The organism is Bacillus sp. Brlt_9, assembly GCF_051948935.1.
In the GTDB taxonomy this organism is placed as follows: Bacteria; Bacillota; Bacilli; order Bacillales; family Bacillaceae_G; genus Bacillus_A.
In genome coordinates, this window is record NZ_JAYJLO010000001.1 from 1 (window position 1) to 23,290 (window position 23,290).

General features: G+C 35.3%; 23 protein-coding genes and 1 pseudogene. 17 read left to right on the plus strand and 7 right to left on the minus strand.

The annotated features are described in order from the left end of the window. Positions 1-727: 727 nt before the first annotated feature. Positions 728-1,705 carry an HD domain-containing protein gene (locus VF726_RS00005; protein WP_440164918.1) on the plus strand — a complete coding sequence of 326 codons (978 nt, stop codon included), beginning with the start codon at positions 728-730 and terminating at the stop codon, positions 1,703-1,705. A gap of 39 nt (positions 1,706-1,744) precedes the next feature. Here the strand turns inward: VF726_RS00005 and VF726_RS00010 are convergent, their stop codons facing one another. After that, complete coding sequence (locus VF726_RS00010; RefSeq protein ID WP_060629890.1) at positions 1,745-2,077, minus strand: winged helix-turn-helix transcriptional regulator; 333 nt, start codon at positions 2,075-2,077, stop codon at positions 1,745-1,747. Positions 2,078-2,212: 135 nt separating this feature from the next. On the opposite strand from VF726_RS00010, the gene VF726_RS00015 reads away from it, so the two are divergent. Beyond that, positions 2,213-3,592, plus strand: a complete 1,380-nt coding sequence (locus tag VF726_RS00015; protein WP_440164919.1) for an MFS transporter — start codon at positions 2,213-2,215, stop codon at positions 3,590-3,592. Positions 3,593-3,632: 40 nt separating this feature from the next. On the opposite strand, the gene VF726_RS00020 is transcribed toward VF726_RS00015, so the two are convergent. Both VF726_RS00020 and VF726_RS00025 read right to left on the minus strand, forming a co-directional pair. Continuing rightward, positions 3,633-4,757, minus strand: coding sequence for an anti-sigma factor (locus VF726_RS00020; protein WP_440164920.1), 1,125 nt, complete (start codon positions 4,755-4,757; stop codon positions 3,633-3,635). Positions 4,758-4,762: 5 nt separating this feature from the next. Continuing rightward, complete coding sequence (locus tag VF726_RS00025; RefSeq protein WP_440164921.1) at positions 4,763-5,248, minus strand: RNA polymerase sigma factor; 486 nt, start codon at positions 5,246-5,248, stop codon at positions 4,763-4,765. A 137-nt stretch (positions 5,249-5,385) separates the two neighbouring features. Here VF726_RS00025 and VF726_RS00030 point away from each other — a divergent pair, with 137 nt between their 5' ends. Continuing rightward, entirely contained in the window at positions 5,386-6,288 is a 903-nt protein-coding gene (locus VF726_RS00030; protein ID WP_440164922.1) for an AraC family transcriptional regulator, read from the plus strand. 59 nt (positions 6,289-6,347) lie between these two features. Then, positions 6,348-6,713, plus strand: a complete 366-nt coding sequence (locus VF726_RS00035) for a VOC family protein (RefSeq protein ID WP_440164923.1) — start codon at positions 6,348-6,350, stop codon at positions 6,711-6,713. A 166-nt stretch (positions 6,714-6,879) separates the two neighbouring features. Here the strand turns inward: VF726_RS00035 and VF726_RS00040 are convergent, their stop codons facing one another. Further along, complete coding sequence (locus VF726_RS00040; protein WP_440164924.1) at positions 6,880-8,622, minus strand: sensor histidine kinase; 1,743 nt, start codon at positions 8,620-8,622, stop codon at positions 6,880-6,882. Between the two features lie 9 nt (positions 8,623-8,631). Next, on the minus strand, positions 8,632-9,336 hold the full coding sequence (locus VF726_RS00045; protein ID WP_440164925.1) for a response regulator transcription factor: 705 nt from the start codon (positions 9,334-9,336) through the stop codon (positions 8,632-8,634). A 133-nt stretch (positions 9,337-9,469) separates the two neighbouring features. Here VF726_RS00045 and VF726_RS00050 point away from each other — a divergent pair, with 133 nt between their 5' ends. The 12 genes and pseudogenes from VF726_RS00050 to aceA all read left to right on the plus strand — a co-directional run bounded on the left by VF726_RS00050 (position 9,470) and on the right by aceA (position 21,328). Further along, a complete protein-coding gene (locus VF726_RS00050) occupies positions 9,470-10,324 on the plus strand; it encodes a lysostaphin resistance A-like protein (protein ID WP_440164926.1) in 855 nt (284 codons plus the stop codon). A 37-nt stretch (positions 10,325-10,361) separates the two neighbouring features. After that, positions 10,362-10,661 carry a hypothetical protein gene (locus VF726_RS00055; RefSeq protein WP_440164927.1) on the plus strand — a complete coding sequence of 100 codons (300 nt, stop codon included), beginning with the start codon at positions 10,362-10,364 and terminating at the stop codon, positions 10,659-10,661. Positions 10,662-10,672: 11 nt separating this feature from the next. Beyond that, positions 10,673-10,861, plus strand: coding sequence for a hypothetical protein (locus tag VF726_RS00060; RefSeq protein ID WP_440164928.1), 189 nt, complete (start codon positions 10,673-10,675; stop codon positions 10,859-10,861). Positions 10,862-10,995: 134 nt separating this feature from the next. Beyond that, on the plus strand, positions 10,996-12,264 hold the full coding sequence (locus VF726_RS00065; RefSeq protein WP_212955097.1) for a M48 family metallopeptidase: 1,269 nt from the start codon (positions 10,996-10,998) through the stop codon (positions 12,262-12,264). A 134-nt stretch (positions 12,265-12,398) separates the two neighbouring features. Then, a pseudogene (locus tag VF726_RS00070) lies at positions 12,399-13,178 on the plus strand (MCP four helix bundle domain-containing protein); the annotation flags it as partial. Between the two features lie 156 nt (positions 13,179-13,334). Then, a complete protein-coding gene (locus VF726_RS00075; protein WP_413226576.1) occupies positions 13,335-14,126 on the plus strand; it encodes a methyl-accepting chemotaxis protein in 792 nt (263 codons plus the stop codon). A gap of 204 nt (positions 14,127-14,330) precedes the next feature. Further along, the gene (locus VF726_RS00080) at positions 14,331-15,239 is read left to right on the plus strand and encodes a DMT family transporter (RefSeq protein WP_440164929.1); all 909 of its coding nucleotides are present in this window, start codon (positions 14,331-14,333) and stop codon (positions 15,237-15,239) included. Between the two features lie 79 nt (positions 15,240-15,318). Further along, complete coding sequence (locus tag VF726_RS00085; protein WP_440164930.1) at positions 15,319-15,990, plus strand: S-layer homology domain-containing protein; 672 nt, start codon at positions 15,319-15,321, stop codon at positions 15,988-15,990. A gap of 443 nt (positions 15,991-16,433) precedes the next feature. Then, positions 16,434-17,093, plus strand: coding sequence for an S-layer homology domain-containing protein (locus VF726_RS00090; protein WP_440164931.1), 660 nt, complete (start codon positions 16,434-16,436; stop codon positions 17,091-17,093). A gap of 339 nt (positions 17,094-17,432) precedes the next feature. Continuing rightward, positions 17,433-18,095 (plus strand): S-layer homology domain-containing protein, encoded by a 663-nt coding sequence (locus VF726_RS00095; RefSeq protein ID WP_440164932.1) that lies wholly within the window; start codon positions 17,433-17,435, stop codon positions 18,093-18,095. A 189-nt stretch (positions 18,096-18,284) separates the two neighbouring features. Beyond that, positions 18,285-19,874: a malate synthase A gene (gene aceB / locus VF726_RS00100; protein WP_440164933.1), complete on the plus strand. Its 1,590-nt coding sequence runs from the start codon at positions 18,285-18,287 to the stop codon at positions 19,872-19,874. Positions 19,875-20,050: 176 nt separating this feature from the next. Beyond that, positions 20,051-21,328 (plus strand): isocitrate lyase, encoded by a 1,278-nt coding sequence (aceA, locus tag VF726_RS00105; RefSeq protein ID WP_166704139.1) that lies wholly within the window; start codon positions 20,051-20,053, stop codon positions 21,326-21,328. Between the two features lie 163 nt (positions 21,329-21,491). Here the strand turns inward: aceA and VF726_RS00110 are convergent, their stop codons facing one another. Continuing rightward, a complete protein-coding gene (locus VF726_RS00110) occupies positions 21,492-22,283 on the minus strand; it encodes a phosphotransferase (protein WP_440164934.1) in 792 nt (263 codons plus the stop codon). A 376-nt stretch (positions 22,284-22,659) separates the two neighbouring features. Between VF726_RS00110 and cspA the strand changes: the two genes are divergently transcribed. After that, complete coding sequence (gene cspA, locus VF726_RS00115) at positions 22,660-22,863, plus strand: RNA chaperone/antiterminator CspA (RefSeq protein WP_000301522.1); 204 nt, start codon at positions 22,660-22,662, stop codon at positions 22,861-22,863. Positions 22,864-22,982: 119 nt separating this feature from the next. On the opposite strand, the gene VF726_RS00120 is transcribed toward cspA, so the two are convergent. Beyond that, positions 22,983-23,168, minus strand: coding sequence for a hypothetical protein (locus tag VF726_RS00120; protein WP_440164936.1), 186 nt, complete (start codon positions 23,166-23,168; stop codon positions 22,983-22,985). Positions 23,169-23,290: the final 122 nt, after the last annotated feature.

Here is a 23,290-nt window from a genome sequence, read left to right on the forward strand (position 1 = left end):
GGCTTTATGGATAAGCACCGCTTTTCACCTCACTTCCTTTTTTTATTTGTTTACAATCTTTTTCATGATATGAATGGGAACGATATCATGATATAACCAAATAATACTGATCACGTATTATTTCTTCTTTTTTTGTCGAAAGTCCTCTGTCTCTTTCAAAAAAATACAAATGAAAGAACTTTTACAATGAAACAATTTTGCAGATGTAAAAATGCCTCTGAGCTATAACATTTTCTTTCTATAGGAACGAACTGATTACGATACCGGTACCTTATACTGATTCTTCAGCAAGAAGAACCTTTAGGCTGTTGCCTAACCGTCATTCAGCTCCCACCTACTCATTGGAACATGTCCTACCCATTCCTTGAGGTGGGAGTTTTCTGTCGGGAGATGATAAAACTGGAAATGTTCTCCTTTTTCTCACCGGAATATGTACGTTTCTATTTCTAGCGTTCTGTTCACGATTTGGAATGAAAGTCCCCACATTTTTCAATAAAAAAAGGCTCCACATAAGGAGCGCTCAATAAAAATAAATAAATTAAAAGAAATAACAGACATATATAATATACAACGTTTATAATTTTGTATCAATATATTTAGATTTACAATTTATATTGGTATTGATTTTATAAAAAAGGTACGATTAAAAGACCTTGCTGAAATAAAGTGAAACTGTAATCAGTGGGGGTCTTACTGCCCATTAAAGCGGGATAAAGGGGGATTATAAGTGGTTATATCAGATGTTATTTACGGTGAGTTTAAAGTGGATCAAGTAGTAGAAGAGTTAATTTTAAGCAAGCCTGTGCAAAGATTGAAAGGCGTTCATCAAAACGGAGCGAGTTACTTAATAAACGAAAACTGGAATGTAACGCGCTTTGATCATTCAGTTGGTGTTATGTTGTTAATTAAAAAACTAGGTTGTTCAGTAGAAGAACAAATTGCGGGTTTACTACATGACGTATCGCATACCGCTTTTTCTCACGTGATTGATTACGTTTTTGATAGCGAAAATGAAAGTTATCATGAAGAAATATTTAGCTCTGTTGTGAAAAACTCAGAAATTCCAGCGATTCTTGCGAAGCATGGTTATAACTATGAAGATATTTTATTAGATGATTCGAAGTGGACGTTACTCGAAAGGTCCGCGCCAGAATTATGTGCAGACCGAGTGGATTATACGTTACGAGATATGTATACATACGGATATATTTCTTTAGAAGAGGTTCATAGCTTTTTAGAGGATGTCATCGAAGTGGACGGGAAAATGGTGCTTCAAAATATCGAAATTGCAGAATGGTTTACAAAAACGTATTACAAAGAGGTAATTGATTTCTTTATGAAGCCAATGAATATATACGGAAATGATATGTTAGCGAAAACGTTAAAGTTGGCTCTTCATAAAAAGATCATTCATGCAGACGATTTCCTTCTTGAAGATGACGAGCTTATAGTGAAATTACAGCAATGTAACAATCCAGAAGTGGAAGCTTTATTAAGAAAAGTTCATCCAAATGTAGAAGTAAAAGAAGATAGAAACGATTATGATTTGTATCAGAAAAATAAAGTCCGCCTTATTAATCCTCTGTTACTTTTTGAAGGTGAGGTTGTTCCAGCGTCTGCTGTGTCAGAAAACATAAGGAAGATGAGTGAAATCGCTTATGAACAAGCGGTGAGAGGGATGTATGTGAAAGTGATTTCAGATTAATAGAAAGAAGGTATCATCACATAAGATGATACCTTCTTTTTATTCATCTAATATTTTCCACTCATTTCCCCAATCCTTCATTGCGTCAAAAATAGGACGGAGTGTCTCCCCTTTTTTTGTAAGTGAATACTCCACATGAGGTGGCATAGTTGAGTAGATCGTTCTCTTTATAATATTTTCTTGTTCAAGTTCTTTTAAGCGAAGAGATAGAGTGCGTGGGCTAATACCGTTTAGGCATCTTTCAAGCTCAGCAAAACGTTTAGGACTATAAAACAAATCTCTTAAAATTAAGAAAGTCCACTTTCCGCCTATTACAGACATTGTTTTTTCAATAGGGCATTTTAATAAAGTTTCTTCATTTGTATTTTCCATATAAACACTCCTTACTATATAAAAGTATAGGTACTATATAAAAAATCAGTACTTTTATAAATGAAGTACTTTATTTATTATAGTCCTAAAGGAATATATAGGTAAATTACTAATTTTTGAAAGGGGAGTAAGCAAGTGAGTGGAGTGGCTAGTAGAAATTTAGATGTTCAAACAAAGGAGAACTCGGGTATTATCATTTTAATCGCTTTGGCAATGGGATTCATTATGGCAACTTTAGATGTGACAGTAGTAAATGTTGCGGTGGTGAATATTCAAGAAACATTAGGACTGACATTATATAGTTCGGCATGGATTGTCGACGGATATATTTTATCTTTTGCGGCATTATTATTGGCTGGAGGGGCATTAGCCAATCGATTTGGAGCAAAAAAAGTATATATGATTGGTTTAATTATCTTTGTGCTCGCATCTCTTTTATGTGCGATTGCTACAACTGGGGACGCTCTTTTTATAGGGCGAGCAATTCAAGGTGTTGGAGCGGCTTTATTTATGCCAAGTTCACTTAGTTTATTAGTAGTATCATTTCCGGATGAAAAGAAGAGAGCTAAAATGTTTGGTATATGGTCTGCAATTGTATCTATTGCTTCTGGTACGGGTCCTTTTATTGGTGGCCTTTTAGTAAATACATTTGGTTGGCGAAGCATTTTTATTATAAACCTTCCAATCGGGATGATTGGTATTTTAATGGCTTTTGTAATTATTCCAAATGTTTTACCGAAAAAGGAGAAAATAAATGTAGCGAATCATCTAATCGGTATAATTGCAATAACATTATTGGCGTTTACTCTAATTGAAGGTCCAAGTTATGGATGGTCCTCGCCTCAAATTTTAGGAGGCGTAGTGGGGACGGTATTAACCGCTATTCTTTTTGTTTATGCAGAACGAAAGTCAAAAAACTCGGTTGTGCCAAGAGTGTTGTTCCAAAACGAGACATTTACCTCGGCGAATATAGTTGGATTTCTAATAAACTTTGCGTTATTTGGCGGCATATTTATGTTTGGACTCTTTTTACAAAAAGCATATGGAGCAAGCCCGTTTGTAGCAGGATTACAACTATTGCCGATGATGAGCGTATTTGTTATTGGGAATATATTATTTGCAAAAATGGTGACTAAGTTTAGCTCAAAATCGTTATTATTCATAGCGTTATTTATAGCTAGTATAGGATCTGTATTATTAATGTTTCTAGTGAAAAATGTGAATTATATAGGAATTGCAATCATTTATAGTATTGTTAACCTTGGAATCGGTATAGCAGTACCTGCCATGACTACAATTGTAATGAAATCTGCCGATCGTGAAAATGGAAATATGGCTGGGGCAATTTTAAATGTAAATCGTCAAATTGGTGCATTAGTCGGTATAGCAATTATGGGAATCCTTTTAAATGAATCATCCAATTGGTACAGAGGGGCAAGCTATAGTTTTTTAGTTATTGGGCTTTCCTATCTATGTGCAGCATTTTTAGTTTGGAAGTTTGTGGAGAGGGAATAAAAAAGGAGAGCATCTTTTCTTGATGCTCTCTTTTTTTTCATTAATAATCAAACCAATTCCAAACCTCAATATCTCCAAGAGTCGCATAACGAACGTGAGGCGAGTTTTGTAATTTTAATAACTCTTTCGAGGGGCCAGTAATGACCATGCCGTATACTTTAACGCCGTTATCTTTTACGTACTGATAGCGCTTATCTAAGTTCAGATCTTTTTCACGAGTCCAAGTAGCTTTACTTACAGTTTTTTTATGTTCAGAAAGAATGCGCATCATTTCTATTACTTCATCTTCTTTTGTCTTCGGTTGTTCTGCTTCACTATCAGGGAGATTTATATGTTCTGGAAATCCAATCATTTCTCCGCCATGTAGGATAAAATCATTTGCGTTTATTCTTTCTTGCCCTGTGTCTAAAGCGTACCAAATAGGAGTTGGTGGCATTTCTTGTGCTTCAAATACGTTATATAAAAGAGATTCTAATTCTTGTAATGTGTAAGGTTTGTCAAAAGATAGCGCTACTTCTGCAACGGTTCCCTCATGTACTTTTCCAAGTGTATCCCAAACTTTTTTAGATGATTCTTTCAAATGATCACCTTGCTTGATTTTTGGATGAACAAAGGAAAGATTGGAGTAATTCAATGTGTTTGCCCACGATTTATTTGTAACAGTTACAGAAGATAAAAAACTTTTCGTTGTTACTGTACCGATTTGAACTTCTTTTTTTCCGACCGTTTTAAATAAATTCATTTCATTTTCTGTACGGAAAAAGGGTTTAATCTTTGTACTGCCTCCAGCGGAGCGACTATTTGGCATTGTCGCTTCTAGTGCGAGTGCTGGAATCTTATCTACTCCAGTTAAGTTTTTCATATTGTTCGAATAGAAGTAAAGGGAAGATGAGAAATGACCAACAAAATAGATTGCTATACAAACAGCAAGGACAAAACTAACGGTTTGCCAACGCTGTTTCCATTTTATTTTCCAAAACGGGACTTTAAGATTTTGTGGTGGTAGTCTTTTCTTTATTGGTTCACTCTGCGAAAGCAACTCATCTAAGTAAGCCTCACATTCTTCACATGTCTCAATATGACTTTCTAACTGCTCTTGTTCATCATGCGTGAGCGTTCCGTTTTCGTATTTCTCCCATAGCTTTTTAAACTCTGTACAACCCATCCTGATCACTCCTTTATGCTTTTCGTTTCTTTTCGTCCCCTGTGTAATTCAATTTTCACTTTCGCTAGTGAGAGACTAGTCATTTCTGCTATTTCCTTATACGAGAATCCGTAGTAATCTCGTAGTAGCAGGACATTTCGTCTTTCAAGGGGAAGAGAAGATAAGCTGTTTAACCAACTAGCAATCTCATGTTTTACGAAATAAGAGTGCTCTGTACTTGGCACGTTTGGTAAATGGAATTCTTCAACTGTCGTTGTTTTATATCTTTTTTCTTTTCGATACCAATCGATAAAGGCGTTGTAGGCAATTGTAAATAACCACGGCCTAATTTCTTCTCCTTTATAATAGTCAATATGGACGAGCATTCGATAAAATGTTTCTTGCATGAGATCTTCCGCGTAGTGGGAATCTCCGGTTAGGGAGAGAAGATAGCGAAATAAATCTTGCATATGTTCGGAGTAAATCTCTTCTAATGATTGTTTGCGTTTCACTACATTTCCCTCCCTTCATACATAACAACGAAATACATGTAAAAAAGTTACATTTGTTTTTAAAATTATAGTAAAAAACGTCAAGAATTGGATTGTATTCTCTTTTATCATAATACATATAAGGCGGGTGAACAGAGATGGAAAGCTATGAAACACAAATTCAAAGATCCATTGATTATATTGAGGAAGATGTAATGGAAAAACAGACGCTGCGTAATTTAGCACGTATTGCTGGTTTTTCTGAGTCGCATTTTCATCGTGTATTTCAGGCGTTAGTAGGCGATACAGTAATGGAGTATGTTCGAAAGAGGAGGTTAGCCCGGGCAGCTTATCAACTTTCTCATACGGATGAAAAAGTTATTGATATCGCGTTTGAGCATGGCTTTCAATCTCATGAAACGTTCACGAGAGCCTTTAAAAAATTATTTCAAATGACACCAAGTGAATATCGAAAACAAGAAATTGAAACACCGATGTATTACAGCGTAAATGTAAAACAAAGAAAATTAAATCCGTATTTAGGAGGCATACAAATGGAATATCGTATTGTAAATAAACCAGAATTTTTAGTGGCGGGTTATGAACTGAAGACGACAAGTAAAGAAGGGAAAAACCATCAAGACATCCCAGCATTTTGGCAAGAATATTTACAGAAAGATCTTGGAACGACAATTCCGAATCGTAAAGATACGAGCCAATGGGTAGAGCTTGGATTATGTACTGATTTTAATTTAGAAACAGGGGACTTCACTTATATAATTGGAATGGAAGTTACAGACTTTGAAAATGTACCAAATGAAGTTGCAAAGCGTACTTTCCCAGCAGCAACATATGCCGTATTTACAACGCCGAAAGTGCCTCATGAAGAAATGGTATCGTCTATTCACCAAACGTGGAATGCTGTATTCTCAGAATGGTTCCCGCATTCAGGATACGAACATTGCGGCGTTACAGAGTTTGAACTATACGATGAGCGCTGCCATGAAGATAAGAGTGAGTTCGCTCAAGTAGAGCTTTGGATACCGGTGAAGAAGAAGTAATAGATTGAGAGCGAGTCATTGAGAAATGGTTCGCTTTTTTATAAAGGGGGAATGGGACGATGTTTAAAAAACTAGAATGTGTATCTATACATACGAAGGATATAGAAAGATCCGTTTCTTTTTATAAAGAAATGGGAATGAAGCAAAACTGGGTTATAGAAAGAGAATTAGAAGAAGGGGTTATTTGGACGTTAATCGGATTGAAGTTTCCAGATGAGAAAAGTTCGGAGTTAGTAATAAGCAATCATCCAGATATTAATTTTATGGAAGTCGAAGTATTAGTAGAAGATGTGCAACAAACGTATGAAAGTTTAAAAGATAATAAGGATGTAAAATGGATCCGCGAACCATTTCCAACAGAATCAGGACACGTTGCGGTAATGGAAGCACCTGATGAGAATGTGTTTGTGTTAGTAGGAAAATAGCTGAAATATGGAGTGACCTTTCATAGTGAGTTATGAAAGGTTATTTTGTATGGTAAGGAGAGAGAATTGTTATTTTCGGTAAATCGATATAATTGAAAAATCACTGAACTATCGAGAAAATAGGGTTCATTCATCAAAAAAGAAAAGACGCCACATAGCGCCTTTTCTACGAACGAAACGGAAACACAAGAATAATCGTCGTTCCTTTTCCAAGTTCGCTATCGATAGAAATCGTTCCATTATGAGCATGGACGAGCTGCTTTGTAATAGCGAGGCCAAGTCCAGTTCCGATGTTGCTTTCTTCTGTATTTGTTCCTCTGTAATATCGCTCAAATAAAAGCTCTTTCGTTTTATCGTCCATTCCTTTTCCATTATCTGAAATAGATAGTGTAAATGAAGTGGCGTTTTGCGAAAGTTTTACGATGACATTAGTCGTTTCATTATTATGTTTTACAGCGTTTACGAGTAAGTTTTCGATAATACGCTGGAACCATTTTTCTTCAATGAAATATTGAATTTTATTTGAGCTTGGTACGAATTCAATATTTTGATTTTGAAGTGTCGGATTATTAATGAATTGTAATAATACTTTTTGGACGAATTGATTCATTTCAATATTTACGTGCTGCGCAGGAAGACTGTTATTTTTTAATTGATACGTTAAGCTTAAGTCATCAATTAATGTCGTCATATATTGAGATTTTTCTTTCATAACGCTGCCGAATTGTTGAATGTCACGATCGGTCCAGTTGTACTGCTTTGATTCTAGTAATAATGCGTAGCCATATATAGAGCTAAGTGGCGTTTTTAAATCATGTGTGAGTCCAGTAATCCATTCTTCACGTGTTTGCTGCAATACTTGCCTCATTGCATCGTTTTTTTTGAGTGTAATAGAAAGGTGCTCAAGTGAATTTGTTACATCACTAAATAAGCGGAATGACCATTTCTCTTTACCAGATCGCCGGAACCTGACAGGTTTCCCTTTTTTACTAACAGGCTCTTCGTACTTTCCACCAGCTATATTTTTAAGCCAGCGCATCGCATGTAATAATGGTTTTCCAAATTTATTACCGTACCAAATAGAAAGAATGACTAAATAAACAAATACGATAAGAAGGATTAGTCCGCATCCGATTAGAAACTTTTTAGTAAATATATCGTCTATTTCATCATCTGGGTAGTAGTACTCATTTTTGGCAGTTACAACGAGAAGATGATTGCTATTTGTGTCGTAAAAGCTAGACGTGTTTTCTTTATGATTCCACGGTTCCTTTTCGCTAAGAGCAGCTTGTATGACAGAAAACGGTTTTTTCTTTCCATCTGGATAGGAGAATACTTCTTCACCGCCACTATTAAAGATTTGAAGAGTAGCCTTTTCTTTAGAAAGTAACTGTTTTTCTTCTTCTGTTAATGCGAACGTATCCGTAGATACAGAAGGGTGCTCCTTTTGGATCGTTTTCAGTAATACATTGCTTTTTAACGTACCGCCGTAAATAACAAGTACGTTCTTTTCTTCTAATTCAATTTCCCAATATGTAAATGTATAAGGGCTTTCTATGTGATTCTGTATATATGAGAATAAAGATACTTTCGTATAAGATGTTGGCACGTCACTTGGTGTATTAAAGTGATAGAGAACTTTTCCATTTTCCTCTACAACTTGAATCCAATCATTTTTCTCTTTAATTAAGTCTTTTACTTCAGCCTTCAACGAAATGTCGCCATCTTCTGAAGAGATATATCTTGAAATCATAAAATTATCAGCATCTGGAATGTTTGGTTCGTATGAAGTACTCGTAACAAGAAAAATCAAATAAGTGAAAGCCGCTACTACAGCAATCAGTAATGTAACTAAAACAAATACGTGTTGCATAATAAACTGGATAATAAGTCGTTTATTAAAGTTCATATCGTCACCCTACTTTGTAATGAACTTATAGCCAAGTCCGCGCACAGTTTTTATATATTCTGGTTTACTTGGATCTTGTTCAATTTTTTCACGTAGTTTTCGAATGTGGACCATAACGGTATTATCATCGCCGTTATAGGCAGGTGCTCCCCAAACTTTTTCATATATTTCTTCTTTCGAAAATACGTAGTTTGGATTCTCGCAAAAGAAGAGTAGTAGCTGAAATAGCTGGGCGGAACATTCGACAACATGTCCATTTACTGTAAGTTCTGCGGAATATCGATCAATTTCAAATGTGCCAAATGAACTGGCGTGTGCTTTTTGTTCGTGTGGTACTGCTTGTTTCATATGTCTACGGAGTTGTGCTTTCATACGAGCTACTACTTCAAGTGGATTAAATGGCTTCGTAATATAATCATCTGCACCGTGTGAAAATCCAGATATTTTATCTAAATCAGATGTTTTAGCTGTGAGGAAGAAGATAGGGCAATCTGTTTTTTGGCGAATGATTGGACAAATATCAAAACCAGATTGTCCAGGAAGCATGACATCTAAAATAATTAAATCGTAATCGTTTTGCTCGGTGAGAGATAAAGCTATTTCAGCGGATGTTGCAGTTGTAATATGAGAAAAACCTTCTTTTTCAAGAATGGTGGTTAGTAATTGTAAAATTGCTGTTTCATCATCAACGAGCAAAATATTTGCTTCATACATAAAAATCCCTCCTAATTTCCTCGAATATCATATCATCTTTCTGTAACTTATGGAATTTTTAAGGAAATTTTAAGGTTTTCTTTCTCAAAAAATTAAGAATCAAATGATATGATAAAAGAACATAGGGGAGGAGATGAGTGTGAATCCGTTTCAAACGATGCGAGCAAGATATTTTTTAATTGTATTTGCACTATTAACTTTAGTAGCAAGAGCCAGTAATGAATTGATAGAAAATACATTTCATATGCAAAATTCTACTTTTATAAATATTCTTATATTCTATATTCTGCCGATTACGTGGATTTTTTTTGAGTATAGAAAGCACCGTGTTTCCTTTTCATTATTTATTAATAAAAATGAAACATTTAACCTGGTGCAAGTTTTATACATTGCGATTATGTTATGCATATTTAGTTATGGGTATCTTATTTTGTACATGTATAGCTTTGCGTGGATTACACCGGATTTTATTATGAATGCACTACGTGAACCAATTATAGATAGTACAGGGGGATATGTCTATCAAGTAATTATGGTCGTATTTATCGCACCAATTATTGGGGAATTTGTTTTTCGGGGATTTTTACTGCAACGCTTTGCGGCAAAATGGGGAACGAGTATAGCGATCTTTGTTGTAGCGATATTGTTTGCGTTATTACACGTTGATTTCCTAGGTGCAGTTGTATTTAGCGTTGTACTATCAATCGTATATATTCGTACGAATAGCTTACTCATGCCAATTGCTATTCACATGTTAAACAATGCGCTTGTAATCGGCGTCTCATTTCTAATAAATAAAGAAGAGATAATGAGTTTGGCAGATTTCTCAAATTATACGACGTTCTTTCCGGGACTTATTATTTTTATAATGGGATTAAATTTAGTACTCATCTTTTTATTTGTTAACCGCAAATATTGGAATAAAGAAATGCCAGCTATATATGTAGAGCAAGAAAAGAGTTTTTCAGACGTAGTGGAGGGCAAGTAAGATGAAGAAAATGATTGAAAGGGATGTATAAAATTATATGAATGAAACAATATCATCAAATAAGTTTTTTTATTTGATTTTGCTTAGTATTGTGCTGATAACGACAGTCAATGTTATTCTTCGCTGGGAGGAAGCGTATTTCTTTATGTATTTAGCACTCCATTTATTAGGGATATTATGTATAAGTGGCGGAATAGTTGCTGAAAAAAAGAGTGAAGAAAGCATTAATTATATGTGTGTGACCGGTCTAATTTTACTATTAACAGTACAAGGTATTATGAAATATAGTTCTTTTTCTCTGCAAGATTTTAGCTTATTAATGGATGTACTTCCTTAAGGGGGCGCGTTATGTTATCTAAGAAGCAAATAGGATACGTACTAGTTTTAATTGGATTTTTTACGCTTATTGTAACGACTTTATTTTTTCAAGACTATGAATATATACGCTATATAAAAGGTGCTGGTTTAATATGTTGGGTTGTAAGTATATTTCTTATCCCAGATTATGAACCGAAGAAAGTGTCTAAAGGTAGGTAAAACTCTTCTTTTTGTAGAAGAGTTTTTTTATATAAATAGAAGGTTCTCGAGCAATTCGCATAATAAGCTTGTTCTAATTTAGCATGTACGAACTTACAATAATAATAGACAGGCAGCATAGAGGAGGGAATAGCGTGAGGAAGGTTATTGGGTGGTCGCTTTTTTTGTACGTTGGGTTTGCGTTGCTTATATATTGGTATTTATTTGGATGGAATCATGAACTGATTCCGGACATGTATAAAGGAACGAGTGCAGATCCAGAAACGTTTATGAATGCAAGAGAGCTTACGCTAAGCCAAGATTATTCGCGCGTGAAAAATTTACTGTACTTTTTAGCGACGCCTCTTGAATGGATTATTTTATTATTTGTACTTGTGCTCGGTGTTTCAAGAAAGTTTGAGAAATGGTCGAAGGAAACGACGAAAATAAGTGTCCTGCAAGTTGCGATTTATTTCTTTTATTTATCGCTACTCACAACAGTTCTTGCCCTGCCGATGCAATGGATTAGCCGAAAAGTGTCCGTTGATTACGGCATTTCAACGCAAAGTACACAAAGCTGGATAAAAGATCACGTTATCGGCTTTTGGGAAAGTTATGCGACTATGTTAATTGTAGTTACCGTTCTTTTATGGCTCATCCGTAAATTCCCGAAGAGATGGTGGCTAGCAGGGTGGGCACTCTCTGTTCCATTTACAATCTTTTTAACATTTATACAGCCGGTCGTGATTGATCCACTTTATAATGATTTTTCGACGCTGAAAAATAAAGAATTAGAAACGAAAATTTTAGCGATAGCAGACAAAGCTGACATTCCTGCTAAACATGTATATGAAGTAAATATGTCGAAGAAAACGAATGCATTAAATGCATATGTAACAGGAATTGGCCCTAACGCCCGTATTGTAATGTGGGATACAACGCTTAAGCAATTAAAAGATAAAGAGATTTTATTTATAATGGCCCACGAGATGGGGCATTATGTTATGAAACATATATATTGGGGCGTAGCGAGTTATATGTTGCTATCGTTTATAGGGATGTTTCTCATTAGTCGTATTATCAATATGTGTATTCGAAAATGGGGGAATACGTTGCAAATTTCAAAAGCAGCATGTTTTTCGATTTTACCTTTATTTTTCTTAATTTCTTCTGTACTCTCTTTTGCATCACAGCCAGCAACAAACTATGTTTCTCGTATAGAAGAACGAGCAGCGGATCAATACGCTTTAGATATGACGAAGGACGGGAAATCTGGTGTAAAAACGTTTCAATATTTATCAAAAACGAGTTTAAGCCAAGTAAATCCACCTGCGTTAGTGAAGTTTTTCTTATACACACATCCACCAATTTTCGAAAGAATTCATACGTTTGAACAATATGAGAAACAAAGCAAAAAGAAGTAGCTATTATGCTACTTCTTTTTTATAGAGATATAAGTTTATATTGGGAATATTTATCATTGCTTTTTATTGTGATTTTGTAAATAATAAGCTATAAAATTCTAAAAATCTATATATAAAGGAATAAAGGTGAAAAAATGTATTTTTTACAAAATTTAAAAGTGAAATATAAATTACTATCGCTTATTTCATTAGCAGTTTTGAGCATGGTAATTATGAGCGGCGTAGCAATTAATTCTATTAATAAGATTAAGCATGATACAGAGGTTGTAGTCGATGATTATCAATATTCTGCAATTTTACTAGAAGGAATGCTTCGTACACAAAATTCACTAGAATATAACTTGCTAGAATTAATTACAGCGTCACAAAATGAGGGGGCAAATAAAGAAGGTATTATTGGTAATATTGAAAAGGATCTTAAAAAATATGAGTCTTTATTAAAAGAATATGATGATGGCTTTAATTTAAGTAAGCAAGAGGATGAACTGTTTCAGAAGATGAAGAAATTTTTACCAAGTTATATAGATGCATATAAAAATTTGTTTGAAAAAGCGAAGGTAACAAACGAGCCACAAATGGTAAACGAATTTCAGAAGGAATTAAAACCGAAGGGGGTAGAGTTAGCTGGATATGCGGTAGATCTAGAATCGTATGTTTCAAACTTAGCTGATCAAGTATTTAAAGATTCTCAAAAAATGATAGATCGATCTGTTGTCACTTTTATCATTCTTGTAGTAGTTACTACAATCATTATATGCATAGTAAGTTATATTGTTGGTAAGCTTATAGTTGCTCCTTTACAAACTGTTAGTCGTATGATGGAAAGAGCAAAAAATGGGGATTTAACTGTACATGGTGAGTACAATGCTAAAGATGAATTAGGTGTATTAGTAAGTGATTTTAATGAAATGATTACAGGGTTAAGAACAAATATGAAAGAAGTAGATAATAATATTCGGCTTTTATTCCAACATGCAGACGGAGTGGTATCTGCATCAGAAGTATCTAACAGTGCGGCGAAGAAAATAACGATGGATATTGAAGAAGTTGCAAATGGTGCAGAGAGTCAAATGCAAGCAATGGAACAAACTGCAGGTGCGATGGAAGAGTTGACACAAGGAATGCAGAGTATAGTGAATACATCATCATCTGTAAATGAATTGTCTGCTCAATCAGCATTAGATGCAGAGAGTGGTAATAAGTTAATGAAACAAATGATTCAACAGATGAATATAATCCAAAATTCAGTACATAGCGGTGTTAAACAAGTAGAGACTATGAAAGAACAATCAGAAGAAATTGTTAAAATCATTGATGTTATGCAAGGTATTGCCTCTCAGATTAACTTATTAGCATTAAATGCCGCAATTGAGGCTGCCCGTGCTGGGGAAAGTGGTAGAGGGTTTGCAATCGTGGCAGATGAAGTGCGGAAATTAGCGGAGCAATCTAGTAATTCTGCAAAACAAATTGAGAAGCTTATTACTCAAGTTATGGGAACAACGAGCAATACCGTAGATATGATGGGGAAAGTAGATAATGAGGTACAGGCAGGTACACAAGTAGTAATACATACAGAAAAAGTATTTGGAAAAATTACAGAAAAAGTACAGCAAGTATCTGAGCAAATTCAAACGGTATCTATGTCTACAGATGAAATTGCAGCGAGCAGTGAGGAGATTTCGGCTTCTGCAGAAGACATAGCTCAAATTTCCCAAAGATCATCTGACCGAACTGATAGGGTAAAAGAGTCTATTCAACAACAAGAAAAATCTGTTCAAGAGATTTCGGTTTCAATTGAACATATGCATAACGCAGCAGGAGAATTAAAACAAATAGTTGCTCAGTTTACTCTTCAAAAGTAGTAGTATATTTAAGTTTTAACATAGAGAAATTCCCATAAAAAAATCATCCTATATAAAAAAGGATGATTTTTTTATGGGAATTTTGTGCAGCTGTCACTTGTTATATTCTAATTTTTTACAATTTTCCGATTGTAATATATAATAATACGTAATGTTTTGGAGATTTCTCATTTTTAAAAGATAGGTTATAGGAGGAGAGAAAGGGTGTTCAATAAAAAATCAATGCCGGCTATAAAAATGATCCTTTCGATGTCTATTTTCGGATCAATTGGATTTTTTTCTGTTCAAACAGGTTTACCGTCTTTTGAATTAGTATTCGTTCGTTGCATTTGTGCGACTATATTTTTAGCATTATGTTGGCTCGTAACAGGACAGTATAAAAATGAGAAATGGAATAAAAAAGAAGTTGTTCAAATTTTAGCATGTGGTGTATTTCTCGTTTTTAACTGGGTATTTCTATTTAAAGCGTTTGAAGTTATGTCGATTACAATTGCAATTTCAGTTTACCATCTTGCACCTATTATCGTATTAATGATTGGTAGTATTGTATTTAAAGAGAGACTTACAGTGTTTGCAGTTATGTCCATTGTCATTTGTTTTATCGGAACCGTTTTAGTAGCTGGAGTAGATGGAAGTCTATCGCTCGAAAAATTGATGTCGTCTGGAATGGTATGGGCACTTCTTGCAGCATTATTTTATGCTTTTACTACTTTATTAGGAAAAGGAATTCAGCATACGAGCGCATATGCGATGACATTTTTACAAACTTTTTTAGGTATATTTTTATTGCTACCATTCGTAGATTTTGGCAAGTTTCAAGGGTTAACAGAGATGAACTGGATGATGATTACAGCGACAGGTCTTATACATACTGGATTTGTATATTACTTATTTTTTGACAGTTTAAGAGATTTATCGACGAGATTAATTTCTGTATTAGTGTTCTTAGATCCAGCGGTTGCAATACTATTAGATACAGTCTTTACCGGGTTTAGACCGACTAGTATGCAAATAGTAGGGATTGTTCTTATATTTGTAGGGATGGCATTTACTTTTCGAAAAACGAAGGAGGAAAAAATAGCGATAAAAGAAAATTTGTATTCTGAATTTTAAATAATTTAATTCGCATTCTATTGAAAATCCCCTTATTTTTTGTACAATATAAATGGTAGGAAAATAAAGGAAAAGGTAGATGAGAGAGATGAAAAAGCTAGTAAAGATAGCGACATCGTTAACATTAATGGGAGGAATATTTGTAGGTGCAAATGGTGTGTCAGCAAATACAGATGTTATCCAGAAATCTAGCCCTAATATTATGATAGAATTTGATGATTTACCAACAGGTCATTGGGCATATGATGAAATTACGAATTTAGTATATCATCGAATTATGTATGGATATGGAAATGGTAAGTTTGGTGTAGAAGATCATATAACACGTGAACAAGCGGCGGCCGTATTATACCGCGCACTTCATGTAAAAGGAAGTGCGCTTAATGGAAATCCATATGGAGATATTAGTGCGAAATCAACTAAGTTCCCTTACGAAATTTTACGCTTAACACAGCTTGGTATTTTTAAAGGAGACGAAAATGGGAATTTCCGTCCGAAAGCAACAATGACTCGTGCAGAGTTGTCACAAATTTTAACGAAAGCATATGAGTTGAAAACAAAGCGTCCGCATACATTTACAGATATACAAGAAAACTATTGGGCAAGAGATGCAATTAGTGCATTACAGTCTAATAAAGTTGTCGTTGGAACGGGAGATGGCAAGTTCGAGCCTGAAATGCGCGTTACACGCGGGCAATTTGCGAAGTTTTTACAAAGAGCAATTGATAATTCTCCAGGGAAAATGGAATAGAGAAAGAGAAAGCTCATAATTTGTAGAGGAGACATCCTCCGCTCATTATGGGCTTTTATTAATAGATAGTTTCATATTTTACAGTTCAGTTGATATCCTTTGTCGAAACGTCGATATATAAGGCGTACCAACATATATTATCGTTTTTTGTCTAGAAAATGAACTTTTAAAATGTGAAGGATTTCTTTTTTAGAAAGTAGAATATTTAATGTATAGAAACACCTATAAATGACCATAAGAAAGAGAAGTGATTTGCGCACAATTCGGTATAAAGATTGAAATTGAGAGCGAATTGGCTCTCCTTTAGTAGTGATTTTCACAATAATAGATTTTTTAAATGTAATATATTGCATAATGGGTGCGAAGGCAACATATGTAATATTGGAAAGGATTTCAGTCTATTATTTTCCGTTTTTCCAAATGGAGATAAAGGGGAGAGGGCAATGAAGAAGAACATGTTACGTATAATGGCAACGGTAACTATTATGGGCGGCTTGTTTGTAAGTACGAATGTCCCGAATGTAAAGGCAGAAGAATATCCAGAAATGATTGTGTTTGATGATGTTCCAGTAAACTACTGGGCATATGACGATATAATGGACGTAGTATACAATAAAGTAATGTTAGGATATGGAAATGGTAAGTTTGGTGTAGGAGATAATGTAACACGAGAACAAGTAGCAGCAGTACTTTATCGTACATTGAATTTGAAAAAAGAAGGACCTTTAAAAAATCCATACAAAGATATTTCTGAGAGGGCAACAATGTTTTTAGATGAAATTTTAGTATTAACAGAGCATGGTATTTTTCAAGGTGATGAAAAAGGGAACTTTAGACCAGCAGCACCTGTAACACGTGCAGAAATGGCGCAAATTCTTACGAAGGCATTTACATTTGAGGTGAAGAAGAATCATACATTTAAAGATGTGCCAAATAATCATTGGGCAAAAAATGCGATTAGTGCACTGCAGTCTAATCATGTCATAGTAGGAACAGGAAATGGGAAATTTGAACCGAATAAAGTTGTAACACGTGAGCAATATGCAACGTTTTTAAATAAAGCTGTTTTTTATTTTCCAGTAAAAGATGAGGATTATGAATAAAAGTTAAAATATAAGGATGTTTAAATTATATCAACATAATATATATCAAGAAAAAAGCGCGGGAATTCCACGCTTTTTTCTTATTTTAAATTATTTATAAGTATATCGATTTGCTATTCGTAATTTAGTTATTAGGATTTAATGGATAATAATAAGGTGAATAAAGTAACTTTTTATTGGTTAAATATAAGGTTTAGTAACTTTATTGTTAATAGAGTGTAAATAAAAGTATATGAAATATAGTTCATAAATTAGACAAAAATCACATGGGAATTGTATTGTTACGCTTCCATTAATTCTTTATATTAGAAAAAAATATGTTTTTAGGGAGAGAGTACTTTGAAGAAAAAGTTTTTAAAAGTAGCAACAGCTTTAACAATTATGGGGGGAGTAGCATTTAGTGCTGAAGGGACAATAGCAAAAGCTGAATTAGCTGCAAAGCCACAACAAGCAAGCCAGGTAATCTTTAAAGATGTACCAGCAGGACATTGGTCTTATGAAGCAATTCAAACTTTAGCAGAACAAGAAATTATGCTTGGTTATGGAAATGGTGTGTTCGGTTTTGGAAATAACGTAACTCGTGAACAAGTAGCCGCTTTAATTTATCGTGCACTGGATCTTGATGAAGAATTTGGCGAAGATGAGGTATTAGAAAGCCCATACAATGATATTGTTGATGACAAATCAACGATGTTTCCTTTTGAAGTGTTAGCAGTAACAGAATTAGGTATCTTTACAGGTGACGAGAATGGAAACTTCAGACCAAAAGCTACGTTAACACGTGCAGAAATGGCGCAAGTTCTTACGAAAGCGTTTGGATTAGAAGTAAAAGGAACACAAGGATTTAAAGATGTACCAAAAGGACATTGGGCAGAAAATGCGATTAATGCAGTAGGTTCAAATGGTATTTCAGTAGGAGATGGCAAGGGTAACTTCGCTCCGAACATGAAGGTAACACGTGAACAATATGCGCAGTTCTTATTTAAATCAATGTTTGAATAAATAATAAAAAAGAAGTCGGTGTTGTATAACACTGGCTTCTTTTTTTATGTGTAATGCCGGTGAAAGAATACAGTTGCATAAAGAAACAATAAAATTTTCAAAAAAAACTTCCTTTTCTGAAGATTTGTTATATAATATAAAACATAAAAACAAATCTGTTATAAAACAGTTTAAGAAGGGGATGCTAATATGTCGACGCAAACTTCACGGGTTACATTGCCCGGAGAAATGTTACCAGCGTACAACGAAATATTGACACCTGAGGCGCTTAGTTTTTTAAAGAAACTACATGAGAATTTCAATGAGCGCCGCATAGAACTTTTACAAAAGCGTGCGGAGAAACAAAAGAGAATTGATGCAGGAGAGTTTCCGAAGTTTTTAGAAGAAACGAAGCACATACGTGAAGCGGATTGGACAATTGCCAAGTTGCCAAAAGATTTAGAGGATCGCCGCGTAGAGATTACTGGGCCAGTAGATAGAAAGATGGTTATTAATGCTTTAAATTCAGGAGCACATCTTTTTATGGCGGATTTTGAAGATTCGAATTCACCAACTTGGGAGAATGCGATTGAAGGTCAAATAAACTTACGAGATGCTGTGCAGGGAACGATTTCACATAAAAATGAAAACGGGAAAGAATATCGTTTAAATAGTAAAACAGCTGTATTAATTGTGCGTCCAAGAGGATGGCATTTAGAAGAAAAACATATGCAAGTTGAAGGGAAGAATATGTCTGGTAGCTTAGTAGATTTCGGGCTTTATTTTTTCCATAATGCGAAAGCTCTTCTAGCAAAAGGAAGCGGTCCATACTTTTACTTACCGAAAATGGAAAGCCATTTAGAAGCAAGGTTGTGGAATGATATTTTCGTATTTGCTCAAAAATATATCGGTATTCCAAACGGGACGATCAAAGCAACGGTGCTACTAGAAACGATTCACGCTTCGTTTGAAATGGATGAAATTTTGTATGAGCTTAAAGATCATTCTGCTGGATTAAATTGCGGAAGATGGGATTATATTTTCAGTTTTTTAAAGGGTTTCCGTAATCATAATGCATTTTTACTTCCAGATAGAGCGCAAGTCACGATGACGGCGCCGTTTATGCGCGCGTATTCTTTGAAAGTTATTCAAACGTGTCACCGCCGTAATGCGCCAGCTATTGGAGGAATGGCAGCACAAATTCCGATTAAAAACAATCCAGAAGCGAATGAAGCGGCTTTTGAAAAAGTGCGTGCAGATAAAGAGCGCGAAGCTTTAGACGGTCATGACGGGACTTGGGTTGCCCACCCGGGACTTGTACCAGTCGCGATGGAAGTATTTAATCACATTATGAAAACACCGAATCAAATTTTTAGAAAACGTGAAGAGATACATGTTACAGAAAAGGATTTATTAGAAGTACCAATGGGAACGATTACAGAAGAGGGACTTCGCCTAAATATTAGCGTAGGCATTCAATATATCGCATCTTGGTTAAGTGGACGGGGAGCAGCACCAATTTATAACTTAATGGAAGATGCGGCAACAGCGGAAATTTCTAGAGCACAAGTATGGCAATGGATTCGTCATGAAGGCGGAAAGCTACATGATGGTCGTAATATTACGCTTGAATTGATGGAAGAGCTAAAAGAAGAAGAACTAGCAAAAATAGAAAGAGAGATTGGTAAAGAAGCCTTTAAGAAGGGAAGATTCCAAGAGGCGACAACGTTATTTACAAATCTCGTTAGGAATGATGAATTCGTACCATTTTTAACATTACCGGGTTATGAAATTTTATAAAGTGAAACTTTAATCAGTGGGGAGAGGGGTATCGCCCATTGATTATTAGCCCTCACCAATTGGACTTTTACGGGCAGTTGGCTCCCACCTAACTTCCTTGCATTCGCTGAATTTTGAGGTGGGAGTCTTACAGCCCGGCAAATAGTGGGATAAAAAATGAAAAGGGGATGGAACAAATGAAAAACGAAAGAATCGAGAAATTACAAGAGAGCTGGGAACTAGATACGCGTTGGAAAGGAATCACACGTCCATATTCAGCAGAAGATGTAATTCGCCTGCGCGGGTCAATTGATATTGAACATACGTTAGCGCGCCGCGGTGCTGAAAAGCTTTGGTCATCACTTCATACGGAAGATTACATTAACGCACTTGGCGCATTAACAGGAAACCAAGCGATGCAACAAGTGAAAGCTGGACTAAAAGCAATTTATTTAAGTGGATGGCAAGTAGCAGCTGATGCGAACCTTTCTGGACATATGTATCCAGACCAAAGTTTATATCCAGCGAACAGCGTACCTGCTGTAGTAAAACGAATTAATCAAACGCTGCAACGTGCGGATCAAATTCAGCATATGGAAGGAAGCGGTGATACAGATTATTTCGTACCGATTGTAGCAGATGCAGAAGCTGGATTTGGCGGACAATTAAACGTATTTGAACTAATGAAAGGTATGATTGAAGCAGGTGCGTCAGGTGTACACTTTGAAGACCAATTATCTTCAGAGAAAAAATGCGGGCATTTAGGCGGAAAAGTATTACTACCGACGCAAACAGCGGTACGTAATTTAATTTCGGCACGCCTTGCGGCAGATGTAATGGGAGTGCCGACAATTATCGTTGCAAGAACAGATGCGGATGCAGCTGATTTAATTACGAGCGATATCGATCCTGTTGATAAAGCGTTTATTACAGGGGACAGAACACCGGAAGGATTTTACCGTACGAAAGCAGGTCTTGATCAAGCAATTGCACGTGGTTTAGCATACGCACCATACGCAGACCTCGTTTGGTGCGAGACGTCTGAACCAAATTTAGAAGATGCAAAACGATTTGCAGACGCGATTCATAAAGAGCACCCTGGGAAATTGCTTGCATATAACTGTTCACCTTCATTCAACTGGAAACAAAAACTTGATGAGAAAACAATTGCGAGCTTCCAAAAAGAAATCGCATCTTACGGTTATAAGTTCCAGTTCGTAACACTAGCTGGATTCCACTCATTAAACTACGGCATGTTTGAATTAGCACGCGGCTATAAAGAGCGCGGCATGGCAGCGTACTCTGAACTACAACAAGCAGAATTCGCAGCAGAAAAACACGGCTACTCTGCAACTCGTCACCAACGAGAAGTAGGAACAGGTTACTTTGATGAAGTAGCGCAAGTCATTACAGGTGGTACTTCATCAACGACAGCGCTAAAAGGATCTACAGAAGAAGCGCAGTTTACGAAATAAAAGGAAGGGGCACCTGTTTGAAGGGTGCCCCTTATTATTTTTTGAACGATTCGAGGAGCAAATAAAAATATATCAACGATTTTTTCGATATATCTACCATAACTTGAAATATATCAACGATTTGTTCAATATATCGACGATTCGACAAAAAAAGACAATATGATTAAATCCACTCAGCTCCATAATCGCGAATAAATTGTATATCTTTCTCATAATGCTCTAAATGTCCTTCATCAATCATTCTTTGGAAATTTACGTCGCCTTCTTGCGCCTTCCTTTTCATATACGTACATAAAGCTTCTAGGCGTAGTAGTACCATACCTATGTAATCTTCGTCCATACTTTTCCCGTAGGACTGGACAAACAATTTCACTCTTTCTTTCGTACGATCAGCATGTTGTGCAGGTTCATAATGAACTGCCTCACCTGATTCTGTATAATGCATTCTGCTTAAAGGAACACAAGTATAAAGCGTATAAGCGATATCCCAAATTCTTGGGCCAGGAGCAGCAACATCGAAATCAATAATACCTACTGGTTTTTCGTCATGAAAAATAATATTATATATGGCAAAATCGTTATGGCATACAACCTCAATATCATTTGGAGTACGATCCATCGGTTTCCATTCATTTAATAACGGAAAATCACTTACCGCATCATGATAAAGGCGAAGCATCTTCGCTATTTCTTTTAAAACACCATTAGACCGCATATATTCTTTTAACGGATAATTCCCAGCTTCTCCTTCAATAAAGGATAAAATCTCTCTATCTTTTTCATCTACCCCTAAAAACTTTGGAGCGTGATGAAAGCCTTTGTTTTCTAGGTGTTGTAATAATGTATGAATTTTTGCACTGCCAGGCTTTGATTCTCGCCGAACAGTATTTTCAGAACGATATACATTTGATACATTTCCCCCAGTAAGCTTTTCTTCGTTTGTGTAGTTTGACATATAATTCCCTCCATTAGTGCGAACTCGTGATTATATTGTAACACCTCAGAATAAGGGATGTGAACGCATTCAAATGATGTGTGTGTTCATTTTATAGTGAATCCTGCACGTATTAAAATCGAATATTTACGAATGTACAATCAATTTAATTTGTCAGTTATTTTCAAAAAAGATTGTACATTTTATTTTAATGTGCTATGATAGTCCCAGTTGAATAGTTAAATTAAGCAATCCATATGTTATCAAGTGCTGAAAACGAACGAGAAAAAGTATGTGAGAACTAGTTTATGTTTCGTATTTGATAATGTGTGGATTCTTTTTTTAGACAGGAAGACTAAAAAATTAAAAATTTGTATTTTCTTAGGAGGAAATAATCATGGCAGTAACAGGACAAGTAAAATGGTTTAACAACGAAAAAGGCTTCGGTTTCATCGAAGTTCCAGGCGAAAACGATGTATTCGTACATTTCTCTGCAATCGAAACTGAAGGTTTCAAATCTTTAGAAGAAGGTCAAAAAGTTAGCTTCGAAATCGAAGAAGGTAACCGTGGACCTCAAGCTAAAAACGTAATCAAACTATAATTTTATAGTTTATTATGAAAAAAAGGATGGCAGCTGCCATCCTTTTTTTGTTGTAATATACGATGGAAAAGTATACAAAATGAAGAAGAGTAAAAGGCTTTCCGAAATTGGAAGGCCTTTTACTCTTCTTTTTCAACTTGTTTCTTCTCCCGTTTCTTACATTCAGAGCATTTCGATTTACGAAGAGGCTTTGCGAAGAATAGTAGAATGAAAAATAGTCCGAATATAATGCTAGCTGAGTTTTTTACGATTACAATGCTACTATTTTTCATTTGAATCGTTGGTTGCATTTCTTTTTCTTCCATAGTGGACCTCCATATATTGGATTTTTATTTTAATTATAGCAAAGTTAATTGTCGTAATGATGCAAAATGAGGAAGTAGTTGTAAATATTTATAGGTAGTATAAATACATTTTGTATAGGTCT

Coding starts and splice junctions, on each gene's coding strand:
- aceA (WP_166704139.1), top strand. CDS start 20,051: ATGAAAAACGAAAGAATCGAGAAATTACAAGAGAGCTGGGAACTAGAT.
- VF726_RS00030 (WP_440164922.1), top strand. CDS start 5,386: ATGGAAAGCTATGAAACACAAATTCAAAGATCCATTGATTATATTGAG.
- VF726_RS00055 (WP_440164927.1), top strand. CDS start 10,362: ATGAATGAAACAATATCATCAAATAAGTTTTTTTATTTGATTTTGCTT.
- VF726_RS00020 (WP_440164920.1), bottom strand. CDS start 4,757: ATGGGTTGTACAGAGTTTAAAAAGCTATGGGAGAAATACGAAAACGGA.
- VF726_RS00110 (WP_440164934.1), bottom strand. CDS start 22,283: ATGTCAAACTACACAAACGAAGAAAAGCTTACTGGGGGAAATGTATCA.
- VF726_RS00040 (WP_440164924.1), bottom strand. CDS start 8,622: ATGAACTTTAATAAACGACTTATTATCCAGTTTATTATGCAACACGTA.
- VF726_RS00090 (WP_440164931.1), top strand. CDS start 16,434: ATGAAGAAGAACATGTTACGTATAATGGCAACGGTAACTATTATGGGC.
- VF726_RS00045 (WP_440164925.1), bottom strand. CDS start 9,336: ATGTATGAAGCAAATATTTTGCTCGTTGATGATGAAACAGCAATTTTA.
- VF726_RS00075 (WP_413226576.1), top strand. CDS start 13,335: ATGCAAGCAATGGAACAAACTGCAGGTGCGATGGAAGAGTTGACACAA.
- cspA (WP_000301522.1), top strand. CDS start 22,660: ATGGCAGTAACAGGACAAGTAAAATGGTTTAACAACGAAAAAGGCTTC.
- aceB (WP_440164933.1), top strand. CDS start 18,285: ATGTCGACGCAAACTTCACGGGTTACATTGCCCGGAGAAATGTTACCA.
- VF726_RS00050 (WP_440164926.1), top strand. CDS start 9,470: ATGAGTGTGAATCCGTTTCAAACGATGCGAGCAAGATATTTTTTAATT.
- VF726_RS00035 (WP_440164923.1), top strand. CDS start 6,348: ATGTTTAAAAAACTAGAATGTGTATCTATACATACGAAGGATATAGAA.
- VF726_RS00085 (WP_440164930.1), top strand. CDS start 15,319: ATGAGAGAGATGAAAAAGCTAGTAAAGATAGCGACATCGTTAACATTA.
- VF726_RS00060 (WP_440164928.1), top strand. CDS start 10,673: ATGTTATCTAAGAAGCAAATAGGATACGTACTAGTTTTAATTGGATTT.
- VF726_RS00010 (WP_060629890.1), bottom strand. CDS start 2,077: ATGGAAAATACAAATGAAGAAACTTTATTAAAATGCCCTATTGAAAAA.
- VF726_RS00120 (WP_440164936.1), bottom strand. CDS start 23,168: ATGGAAGAAAAAGAAATGCAACCAACGATTCAAATGAAAAATAGTAGC.